Origin of the sequence: Conexibacter sp. S30A1 (genome assembly GCF_023330665.1) — a bacterium.
Taxonomy (GTDB): Bacteria; Actinomycetota; Thermoleophilia; order Solirubrobacterales; family Solirubrobacteraceae; genus Palsa-465.
Genome location: NZ_CP097127.1, coordinates 3,219,667 through 3,229,991, shown reverse-complemented (window position 1 = coordinate 3,229,991; position 10,325 = coordinate 3,219,667). Strand labels below are relative to the sequence as shown.

The 10,325-nt window shown below is 71.0% G+C and carries 11 protein-coding genes; 1 reads left to right on the top strand and 10 read right to left on the bottom strand.

Translation table 11 applies throughout. The features are described from left to right. Window positions 1-219: 219 nt before the first annotated feature. The 6 genes from M3M54_RS15455 to M3M54_RS15430 all read right to left on the bottom strand — a co-directional run bounded on the left by M3M54_RS15455 (window position 220) and on the right by M3M54_RS15430 (window position 6,230). Window positions 220-1,326 (bottom strand): YfjI family protein, encoded by a 1,107-nt coding sequence (locus M3M54_RS15455; protein WP_249019917.1) that lies wholly within the window; start codon window positions 1,324-1,326, stop codon window positions 220-222. A 98-nt stretch (window positions 1,327-1,424) separates the two neighbouring features. Then, window positions 1,425-2,393, bottom strand: a complete 969-nt coding sequence (locus M3M54_RS15450) for an energy-coupling factor transporter transmembrane protein EcfT (protein WP_249019916.1) — start codon at window positions 2,391-2,393, stop codon at window positions 1,425-1,427. Next, window positions 2,377-4,200 carry an ABC transporter ATP-binding protein gene (locus M3M54_RS15445; RefSeq protein WP_249019915.1) on the bottom strand — a complete coding sequence of 608 codons (1,824 nt, stop codon included), beginning with the start codon at window positions 4,198-4,200 and terminating at the stop codon, window positions 2,377-2,379. The genes M3M54_RS15450 and M3M54_RS15445 overlap by 17 nt, the downstream gene beginning before the upstream one ends. A 20-nt stretch (window positions 4,201-4,220) precedes the next feature. Further along, complete coding sequence (locus M3M54_RS15440; RefSeq protein WP_249019914.1) at window positions 4,221-4,502, bottom strand: hypothetical protein; 282 nt, start codon at window positions 4,500-4,502, stop codon at window positions 4,221-4,223. Continuing rightward, window positions 4,499-5,500 (bottom strand): hypothetical protein, encoded by a 1,002-nt coding sequence (locus M3M54_RS15435; RefSeq protein ID WP_249019913.1) that lies wholly within the window; start codon window positions 5,498-5,500, stop codon window positions 4,499-4,501. The genes M3M54_RS15440 and M3M54_RS15435 overlap by 4 nt, the downstream gene beginning before the upstream one ends. 31 nt (window positions 5,501-5,531) lie before the next feature. Then, window positions 5,532-6,230, bottom strand: a complete 699-nt coding sequence (locus M3M54_RS15430; RefSeq protein ID WP_249019912.1) for an HAD family hydrolase — start codon at window positions 6,228-6,230, stop codon at window positions 5,532-5,534. A gap of 275 nt (window positions 6,231-6,505) precedes the next feature. Here M3M54_RS15430 and M3M54_RS15425 point away from each other — a divergent pair, with 275 nt between their 5' ends. After that, a complete protein-coding gene (locus tag M3M54_RS15425; RefSeq protein ID WP_249019911.1) occupies window positions 6,506-7,387 on the top strand; it encodes a MerR family transcriptional regulator in 882 nt (293 codons plus the stop codon). Between the two features lie 24 nt (window positions 7,388-7,411). On the opposite strand, the gene M3M54_RS15420 is transcribed toward M3M54_RS15425, so the two are convergent. From M3M54_RS15420 to M3M54_RS15405, 4 genes are read right to left on the bottom strand one after another with little or no spacing between them, the layout of a single operon-like run. Then, window positions 7,412-7,879: a DUF427 domain-containing protein gene (locus M3M54_RS15420; RefSeq protein WP_249019910.1), complete on the bottom strand. Its 468-nt coding sequence runs from the start codon at window positions 7,877-7,879 to the stop codon at window positions 7,412-7,414. Between the two features lie 5 nt (window positions 7,880-7,884). After that, on the bottom strand, window positions 7,885-8,829 hold the full coding sequence (locus tag M3M54_RS15415) for an NAD-dependent epimerase/dehydratase family protein (RefSeq protein WP_249019909.1): 945 nt from the start codon (window positions 8,827-8,829) through the stop codon (window positions 7,885-7,887). Next, window positions 8,826-9,320 (bottom strand): SRPBCC family protein, encoded by a 495-nt coding sequence (locus M3M54_RS15410; RefSeq protein WP_249019908.1) that lies wholly within the window; start codon window positions 9,318-9,320, stop codon window positions 8,826-8,828. Before M3M54_RS15410 ends, M3M54_RS15415 begins: the two co-directional genes overlap by 4 nt. Then, on the bottom strand, window positions 9,295-10,323 hold the full coding sequence (locus M3M54_RS15405; RefSeq protein WP_249019907.1) for an SDR family NAD(P)-dependent oxidoreductase: 1,029 nt from the start codon (window positions 10,321-10,323) through the stop codon (window positions 9,295-9,297). Before M3M54_RS15405 ends, M3M54_RS15410 begins: the two co-directional genes overlap by 26 nt. Between the last annotated feature and the right edge of the window lie 2 nt (window positions 10,324-10,325).

Here is a 10,325-nt window from a genome sequence, read left to right as displayed (position 1 = left end):
GCTGAGGTTTCAGCGGATCCTCTGTGCGAGCTGCCAGACGATCTCGTCGGGCCCTGCGAGGCGGCTTACGTCAACCACCTCTGGCCCCCAAATCAGCGTCCAAACCTGAGCTTTGTGCATTTCGCGCACTCCAGTCGCCCCAGATGCACAAAGCTCCCCGAACCGAGGAGATTTGGGGGCGAAAGGCTGTTCATCGGGGGCGCGGTTGGCCTGAGGCGGTCAGGCTGGCGACTCATCCTGCGCCAGGCGCGTGACCCGCGCGAACCGCCCCGCCGTCGCCCGGCGCTCGGCGCAGGTGGCGACCAGGCCGACGCGCTCGAGCCTGTGGCGCGCCTCCTCGATCCGCGCCGCCGGCACGTTGCGGCCAAAGAGCGCCGCCTGCTCGGTCAGCGTAAGCCCCGCCGGGCCTGCCGCCCGCAGACCCGCCAACAGCCGCCGGCTGACCCCGTCACCGGGTTGGTCGCCGAAGATCCGCACCGCGCAGGCGCGCGTGTAGCGCCACAGCGCAAGCGCCGACTCGATGTGCCTGGGCCCCACCTGGGCGGCGCCGTCGGCGAGCGCATAGATCAGCGACATGCGCAGCACGTGCCGGGCACTGCGGGCCAGGGCGATGCCGAGCAGCCCGTCGGGGTCATCCTCGGCCAGCTCCTCGTAGGCGGCGCGCCACAGGCGCTCGGCGGTCGGCGTGCGCTGCAGCTGCCCGCTCGCGCGGGCGGCGACGGCCGCCCGCGCGAGCACTCGGCCGTATCGCAGATGCAGCTCGGGCGGAACGTTGCCCTCATCCGGGACGCTGCGCTGCCGGTGCACGACCGCGTAGACGAAGCGGTTGACGAAGCTCGCCGAGGCGTCGGTCATCGTCAGCTGCGGGCGCAGCTGATCCATCGTGGCGTGGCCGATCAGGCCGACGTGGTGGCGCTCTACCACCAGCCGCCGCGCCTGCCCCGGCAACTCGATCGCCGAGCCGTCCCAGGCGTTGCGCAGCAGCCAGGTGAGCGGGGAGCTCGGGCGCGAAGCGAGCGCGAGCGCGCGCGCCACACCCGGCTCGAACACCAGCAGGCGCTCATCCGCAAACGCTCCGCGACGCGGCGTCAGCGCCTCGAGCAGCGGGCGGCCCGTGCCGAGCCCCATCAGCACCCGCGCATGCACAAGGTGTGGGTCGATCACCTCCAGCAAATCGCGTGTCAGCGTCCACGACAGGCCGCGGTTTGACTTGGGGCTCTCGGCGACGAGCATCACGAACAGGCGCGCATTCTGGGGCCGGCTGCCGGCCATCATGTAACGCGCAGACCCGGCCGCGACACCAAAGCCGACGAGCGCGCTCAGCATCAGCGCCGCGGGATCGGCCTCGGTGTGGGCACCGACCTCCTGTACCCACGCACCCAGTGGCCCGCTGAGCGCGGCGCCCAGCTCGCTGTCCGGGTCGCTCAGAACCGCCCACCGCCGAGGCCGATGACCATCGCTGTGCCGGCGATCAGCAGCACCCCGCAGACCAGGGCGATCCCGTCGGCCAGGCCGAGCGCGACCGTTCGGTAGGTGGTGCGCTGCCTGGTCACGCCGAGCGCGCGCGAGTCGGCCACCAGCGCCATCTGACGACAGCCGCGCAGCGAGCCGACGAGGATCGGCACGGTCAAAAGCGGCAGCGCCTGCAGCATGCGCCTCGCGTAGTTGACGGCCGCGCGCGGGCGCCACCAGCGCTCCGGGCGCGAGAAGTCGTAGCCGCGCACCTCGGCGGCGCGCATCACCATGTTCAGGCGCTCAAAGAGGTTGGGGAGGAAGCGCACGCCGACCGAGAGCGCCAGCCCGAGCCGCTGCGCGACGAGCAGCCGGGTGGTGGCCCACACCACATCGGAGGGTTGCGTGGTGAACACGAAGATCAGCGCGGCGGAGGCGGTGACCAGCACCCTCGCAGCCTCATGTGCGCCGTAGACGAGCCCAGCGGTGGAGAGCCCGGCCGTCCCCGCCCACGCCATCGTGATCGGGTAGGCGAAGATCAGGTGGTCCTTGGGCGTCGTGTAGTAGAGGCCCTGGGACCAGATCGAGAGCAGGGCCGGCGCGACGACGATCACGGCGAGGATGCGCACGCGCACCAGCGACGGACGCAGGAGTGCCCAGGGGATCAGCGTCAGGCCGAAGAGCACATACACCCAGCGCCAGGAGAGCAGCACCGAGAGCACCCCGATCAGTGCCGGGTAGAGCAGCTTCAGGCGCGGGTCCAGGCGGTGGATGACCGAGTGCGATGGCTCGTAGGTCAGCACGTTGCGCAGGCCCCTGATGCCGACGAAGCGGATGAAAAGGGCCGGGCCGATCAACGGCACCAGGAAGCTGATCGCCCAGGCGATAGCCGTGCGGCCGACCAGCGTGTGCAGCATCAGGTGGTCAACGAAGTGCGGCATGCATGGTCCTTTCGCGGGTCGTTGCGAGCAGATTCGAGAGCTCGTGGGCACCCACGGCGACCTCCTCGGCTTCGGGGTCAAGGCGACCGTGCAGCGCGGCGATCGCCGGCGGTCGCACGCCACAGCTCTCAAGCAGCGCGGCCTGCGCGAACGCCCGCCGCGGCGTGGTGTCGAGCACGATCTCGCCGGCGCGCAGGGCGACCACACGGTCGGCGAAGCGCGCCACGAGCCGCATGTCGTGCGTGATCAGCACGCAGGTGAGCGAGCCGAGCGCGGTGCGCACACGCGCGAGCAGGTCAAAGAGCGCCTCCGCGTGCAGCTCGTCAAGGCCCGTGGTCGGCTCGTCGAGGATCAGCGCGCGCGGCGCGCGGGTCAGCAGCGCGCCCAGCGCGAGCCGCTGGCGCTCGCCGCCGCTCAGGTTGTAGGGGTGGGCGGCACCCCGGTCGGCGAGCCCGATCAGCGCCGCGACCTCCGCCGCGCTGGGCGCATCATGGCCCGCCGGCACACCGTGCCTGGCGGTGAACTCGAGCTCCGCCGCCACACTCGCGCCGAACAGCATGTCGTCGACGTTCTGGAACAGGTAGCCGACACGGTCGGCCTGCTTGGCGATCCGCCCGAACCTGACCGGCTCGCCGAAGCAACTGGCCCTGCCCGCGTCCGGCGTGAGAAAGCCCATCAGGGTGGCGCCGAGCGTGGTCTTGCCCGAGCCGTTGGCGCCGATCAGCGCAAGCCACTCACCCTGCGCCACGCGCAGGCTGAGGTCGGCGAGCGCCACCTTGCCCTTGTAGGAGACGCGCAGACCGTGGGCCTCAAAGGCGGGCGGGCCGGACGGCGTCGCGCGCGCAGCCGGCGCGGGTGACACCGTCTCGACCTGAGCGCCAAGCGCATCGGTGAGAACGAGGCGCGCGTCGGCCAGCGCCGCGGCGGCCGCCTCTACGCTCAGCGGCGCCCCAGCCGTGAACGGCCCGGGCACGAGCTCGGCGAGCGTGACCAGCTCGGGCGGCCGTACCCCCGCCGCGTGCCAGCGGGCGGTCGGCAGAAAGGCGCGGCGCGGATGCTCGTCGATGAGCACACGGCCGCCGTCGACCAGGATCACCCGGTCGGCGTAGCGGACGACCTCGTCGAGCTTGTGCTCGACGAGCACCACCCCATGCCCCCGCGTGTGGCTCAGCTCGTGCAGGATCTCCATCACCTGCTGGGTGCCGACCGGATCGAGGTCCGAGGTCGGCTCATCCAGGACGAGCAGCGGTGGGGCCATCGCCAGCGCCGCCGCGATCGCGACCCGCTGCTTCTGCCCGCCGGACAGGCTGCTGATCGCCTCCTGCGCCAGGTCATCCGCGCGCACCGCCGCAAGCGCGCCATGGACGCGCGCGACCACCTCCTCGTGCGGTAGCCCGAGGTTCTCCGGCCCGAAGGCGACCTCCGCCGCCACCTGGTACTGGATCAGCTGGTACTCAGGGTTTTGGAATGTGATGCCAACGTGCTGTGCGGCCTCGTGCAGCGGCAGGCTCGTCAAATCGAGCGCGACGCCGGTGCCGCTGTGAAGCGTCACCTGGCCATCCAGGCAGCCACCCACCCTGCCGGGCACCAGACCGGCGAGCGCGAGCGCCAGCGTGGACTTGCCGCTGCCCGATGGCCCGGCGATCACGACCATCTCACCCGGGCCGAAGCTGAGCTCGACACCCGTCAGTACGGCAGGGCCCTGCTCGTGATAGCGGAACGAGCTGATCGCCGCACGCAGCTCAAACCGTCCGGATTTGCGCCCGTGCAGCGCCGGCGCGCCCGGGCCAGCGCCCGGGCGCGCCACGTCGCTCTGCCGTCGCCGGCTCATGCCTGTCCGCGGCCGGAGTCGCCCTGGGTGCGACGCGCTCGGCGGCCCATCACGACCCACGCCGCCACGACCACCAGCTCAAACAGCACGCCGATGATGATCAGCGACGTCCCGGAGTTGCGCGTCTTTGCAAACGAGCCGCCGAGCACCGGGAACACCGGCGTGGCATCGGAGCTGAGACCGCCTGTGGCAGCCAGGATGATGCCGTCGGCCAGCACCGCCGTGGCGAGCACCGCGGCGAAGATCAGGAACCGCCGCAGCGGCCGCGTGTTCGTCATCGCCGCTCACCTCCGTGATCAGGCTCGCTGCCTGAGGACGGGCCGGCCGACCCGCCGGACCCGCGCGGACCACCCCGTCCCGAGCTGCCGTCACTGGCTGAGCTGCTGCTCGAGCGCAGGGCGGTGCCGAACCCGCCGGCGACCGCCGGGCCCGCCGCGACGGCGCCGAAGCCCGCGACCGCCGGGATGCCGGAGTCCGGCACAAGCTGACCCGGTCTGGCGCCACCGATCGTCGTGCCGGCGGCCATGCCAACCGCCCGCGCCACCGACACCGCCAGCGGCGCCGTGACGGCGGCCTCGATGCCGTTGCCGATCGCGTTGCCGAAGAAGCCGCCCGAGCCGGCGATGTTGGTGCCGATGAAGCTCGCCCAGGTGTGGATCTGGCCGTTCAGGAACGGGTCGAGCACGGCGTCGCCGACCAGCACGTTGGGACCGCCGCGCAGCACACCGATCATGAAGCCGTCGATCAGCATCGCCCGCGGACTCGAGAACAGGCCGGCGCCCCGGCTCATGATGAAGAGGTCGGTGAGGATCCCCTCGTCCAGCGCGTCGGGCCAGTTGGGGATGTTGAGGCCGTGGGTTGAGAACATGATCTCGCCGAGCACACGCTTTACGAAGATCAGCGAGGTGACGGTGCCCGGTTTGCGGATCGTCGCGACCGCGACCATCACGATGAACATGTAGGGCAGGTCCGGCAGCTGGATCCAGTTGAGGAAGTTGCCGGCCACCGGGATGCTCGAGACCAGCGGACCGAACAGCTGGTCGTTGAGAAACGTGTCCCAGGCCAGCAGCAGCACCGCCAGGATGGCGAGCACGAACACGTCCTCGGTGCTCCAGCGGTTGGCGCGGTTGCGCCGGGGCGCGATCACGAACAGGAAGATGACCCCAGCCAGCATCGCCAGCCAGGTGGCGACGTAGAGCAGCGCCTTGATCGCGTTGGGGGGGTCGAAGGTGCCGTACAGCCATCCATGCAGGGTGGCGGCGGCGGTTAGCAGCATCTGTTGCTCCTTTGTGGTTGGCGGCGTGGGCTCAGAGCACGCCGACGGCCGACGGTTGTTCGATGCCGACCAGGCGCAGCACCGCGTCGAGACCGCGGCGCTGGCCGGGACGGGCCTTGGGCAGCACGAGGCTGGTGCAGCCGGCGGCGACCGCGCCGCTGTCGGCGTAGCCGTTGTTGCCGACCATCACCGTCTGGGCGGGGTCCACCGCCAGCTGCGCACAGGCGATCGCAAAGATCTCCGCCTCCGGCTTGGCGATCCCGTGCTCGAAGGAGAGCACCCATGTGTCGATGTAGGTGTCAAGACCCGCCCGCTCGTAGCCCTCGCGGATGTTCCAGCCGGTGTTTGAGACGATGCCCACGCTGATGCCGGCCTCGCGCAGGGCGGCCAGCGTCGGCGCTGTGTCCGGGTAGGGGATCATCGACACAGGGCTCGTCTTGAACTGCTCGTAGAAGCTCTCCGCCAGCCCGGGGACGAGCTCGTCAAGCGGGGCATAGCACTCGCTGTAGTAGCGGCGGTGACCGTCGCTCGAGCGGTTGCGCCCGAAGATGAGCGGCTCGTCGCTGATCGCGTGCTTGTGCGCCTTGACCTCGAGCCAGGCTTCCCGTGCGCGCTCGAGGTCGAGCTGGCAGCCGAGCTGGGACGCCAGCTCGACGGTGGCAGGCGCGCGGTCTGCCTTGTGAAACAGCGTGTCGCCGTTGTCGAAGAGGACCGCTTGAAACCAAGTCACATGAACTCCTCTGGTTTGTTGGCCAGTGCCGCTGACAGCCGCGGCCACGGTGTTGGACAGTCAGCCCGTCCACAGGAGCAAGCTCAGCACCGGCCCGGGCGGTGGATGTCAACGACTTGAGAACCTGGGGCTACAGCCACAAGAAATCCACGCCATATGGGCCACCGCGCACGAAAGAAACGAAAGAAACGCGCGCGCCGCCGCCTCGCTCCGAGGCCACGACCAAAGCCCCGCTGCACAAGGTCCGTACAAGTTTCGTATAGACTTCTGTCACCGTGCAAGCCCTCAGGATCGGAGAGTTCGCCCGCCGCGTAGGCGTACCCGCCAGCTCGCTGCGTGCCTGGGAGCAGCGCTACGGGCTACTTGACCCAGCCCGCTCCGCCGGCGGCTTCCGCCTCTACGGCGAAAGCGACGCCCAGCGCGTGGCGGTGATGCTGCGCGGGCTGAAGCAGGGCCTGTCGGCCGCCGAAGCGGCCGCCGCAGCCCTGAAGACAGCCCCCGTCGGCACCGTCCGGACACAGACAGGCGACCTGCCGCGCGCACGCCAACAGCTGATCGAGGCGTTCAACACCTACGACGAGGGGACCGTCCACGCGGTCATCGACGCGGTGCTGGCGGCCTACGGGCTTGAGACCTGCCTGACGGAGCTCGTGCTGCCCGCGCTCACGGCTGTCGGCAGCGGCTGGGAACGCGGGGAGCCGTCGATCGGCCAGGAGCACTTTGCAAGCAACCTGATCCGCGCCCGCCTGCTCGCCCTGGCCCGCCTGTGGGGTCGCGGCGGCGGGCCGCTGGCGCTGCTGGCCTGCGTTCCGCGCGAGCAGCACGACATCAGCCTGATCGCCTTCGGGCTGGTGCTGCGCACCTACGGCTGGCGCATCGTCTTTCTCGGCACCGACACGCCTATCAGCACCGTGGCGCAGGCGGTCGCCGTCACCGGACCGACCGTTTGCGTGCTGTCGGCCTTCGCGCCCGCGCTGTTTGAGCAACAGGGCCCGGCGCTGCGCCGGCTCGCGCGCGAGGCCCCCGTGCTGCTCAGCGGCCCGGGTGCAGACGCAGAGATCGCGCAGCGCCTGCACCTGCCGCGGCTCGGCGGTGACCTGGTCACGGCTGCGCGCGAGCTCGACGAATCCTTCGGTCCGCGTCCGCGAGCCGCCTGACGCACACCGGCGCAGCGCCATCCGCTACCAGCCGGCCGTACCGGGACCGCCCTTGAACGGCCCCACCAGATCGCTCGAGATCCAGCCGCCATAGAAGTCTCCCGGCTGGGCCAGGACCAGCTCGTCGTCTAACCAGGCCGCCTCCAGGCGTCCGGGATAGAGGGCGATCGCGCCGGCCAGCGCGCCGTAGCCGGGGGCCGGGTCGTCGTAGCGCCAGCCGATCGCCGCAAAGCGCCGGCCGTCGATCACCGCGTCCAGGTAGCTGGCGCGCCCCTTGAACTCACACCAGCTCGACGCCTGCGCGCTCGGCTCGAGCAGGTCGGTGCGCACGTCGGCCGGTGGGATGTAGATCGTCGGGGGGTGGCTCGTCTCGAGCACGCGCAGCGCCCGCGTGCTGTCGGCCAGCAGCACCCCGGCGAGCACCGCCCGCACGCGCCGCGGCTGGGGCTCGACCGCCGGTGGGCGCGGGTAATCCCAGACGCTCTCGGGCATCGCCTCTAGCCGCGCGCGCGGCCAGCGGGCCGCGCGCGCGAGAGCTCAGGGTCGGCGGCGACGGCGCGGCGCAGCGCCTCGTCAAAACCGATCGTCGCGATCCCGAACTCGCGCATCGGCTCCGCGTCGGTGACGACGGTGGGCGAGGCGAGTCCCTCGATCAACGGGCGCGCCACCCCGGCGTCAACGGGCGTGACCAGTCCGATCCACAGCGACGAGAGCCAGGGGGTGATCAGCGGCACCGGCAGACGCGGACGCCGCGGGATCCCGAGGATCACGGCCATACGGTCGAGCATCTCGCCGTAGGAGAGCACATCAGGGCCGCCGATCTGGATCTCCCGACCGGTCGAGGACTCAAGCGCAAGGCTGGCCACCAGGAACGCGAGCGTGTCGTCGACGTGGATCGGCTGGGTCTTGTTGCGCAACCAGGCGGGCGCGATCATCGCGGGCAGCCGCTGCACCAGGTAGCGCAGCGTGCGGTAGGACTCGCTCTCGGGACCCACGACCATGCCCGCCCGGAAGTAGGTGAGCGCCGGGCCGTGCTCGCGCAGCACAAGCGCGGTCTCGTGGCGCGAGCGCAGGTGGCGCGAGTGGCCCTCGCCGAGTCCGCCGAGATAGATCACGCGCTCAATCCCCTCGGCCCGGGCCATCTGCGCAAAGGCGATCGCGCCCGCCCGCTCGCGCGCAGCGAACTCGCCTGGGTTGCCCCGCCCCATCGAGTGGATCAGGTAATAGGCCGCATCGATCCCCGTGCCGGCACCGCGCAGACTGCCCGGGTCAAGCACATCGCCCTGGTGCAGGCTGAAGCCCTCGCGCTCGAGTGCCCGCGCGCCGTCACCTGAGCGGCTGCGCACCAGGCAGCGCACCTCGGCGCCCTCCGCGGCCAGCTCGCGCGCCAGCCTGCCGCCGACGAACCCGGTCGCGCCGGTGACCAGGACGCGCTGACTCACGGCTCGGCCGACGACCCCGGCTCGACCAACGACCCCGGCTCAAGGAGCGGCCCGTCCGCCTGCGCGAGCTTGCGCCGCAGCCCCGCCAGCGCGTTGTCACCAACCGGCTTGAAGGCCCGGGCCAGCAGCGGGTCGCCGATGCGCAGAATGCCCTTCATGCTCAGCTGCGCATCGTAGGTGACGCGCGCTCCCGCCGCAGCGCCGAGCCCCTCCACCTCGATCGTGTCCAGCGACACCACCGTGGCGTTCTCACCGCGCAGCGTGATCAGCCGCGGCGGCTCGTAGCGGACCACGGTGTAGACGATCTCCGCCCGCCGCCCACGGAAGCTCGCGACCAGCCGGAAGCGAGAGCCGAGCTTGACCTCCGGGTCAAGCCGCTGTGCTTCGAGCACGCCCGGGTCCCACTCGGCGGTGGTGGAAAAGTCGCTCAGGTAGGCGAAGACCTCCTCGGCGTCTCTCGTGGTCTCAACTGTGGCTCGGTAACGTGCCATCGCTCGTCTCCCATGGTCGCTTCAGTGGTCTGTCGCTCAGGCCGGCCAGCTCCACGCAGGCCGACCAGAGCCGCTCGCGGTCCGCTTCGCCCTCGCGGGCGTAGCCGGCCACGTGTGTCGGGCGGATCCGGCGGTCGTGCCAGAAGCGGCCGCTGCTAGCGGCCGGCTCCGCGGCGGCGCCGAGCCAGACGATCGTGTCGGCGCCCTGCTCGGCGGTGCGCAGCAGGGGCCCCACCAGCCGGTGAAAGCCCGGTAGCGAGGCCCTCAGACCGGGGGTGTCCGCCCACCCTGGGTGCATCGCGTGCACGGCCACCGAGGCGGGGTCGAGCCGCTGCGCAAACAGCTCGGTGAGCACGACCTCGGCGCGCTTGGTGCGCGCGTAGGCGGCGGCACCGTCGAAGTGGCCGCGCTCGCTCTGCAGATCGTCCACCCGCAACCTCTGCAGGTACATGCCGCCGGAGGCGACGTTGATGATTCGCGCGGGCGCGCTGGAGATCATGCGCGGCAGCAGCAGGTTGGTGAGCAGAAACGGCGCCACCACGTTGACCGCGAAGGTCAGCTCAATCCCGTTCTTGGAGAGCTCTCGCGTCCGGGTCAGGACACCCGCGTTGTTCACCAACACATCAAGGCGCGCCCCACTCGCCTGAAACCCGGCCGCGAAGCGCCTGACCGAACCCAGGTCGCTGAGGTCACAGACCCCGACCTGCAGGCCCGTTCCCAGGCCGCGCCCGCGCAGAGCGCCGAGCGCCTCCTCGCCACGCGCCTGTGAGCGGACCACCAGCCAGACGCTGGCGCCCAGCTTTGCGAAACCGGCCGCGGCTGCAAGCCCGAGCCCCGATGCGGCGCCCGTGATCATCACGACCTTGCCCGCCATCGGCTGAAGCGCCGCCGCCGGCCAGGACCGCTGTCTGAGCCTGTAGCCGAGGCTCGTGTAACCGCCGAGCACGGTGCGGTCGAGCAGGTCGTCGATGATGGTGTCGAGCACGGTTGCGGGTTGCCCCAAAA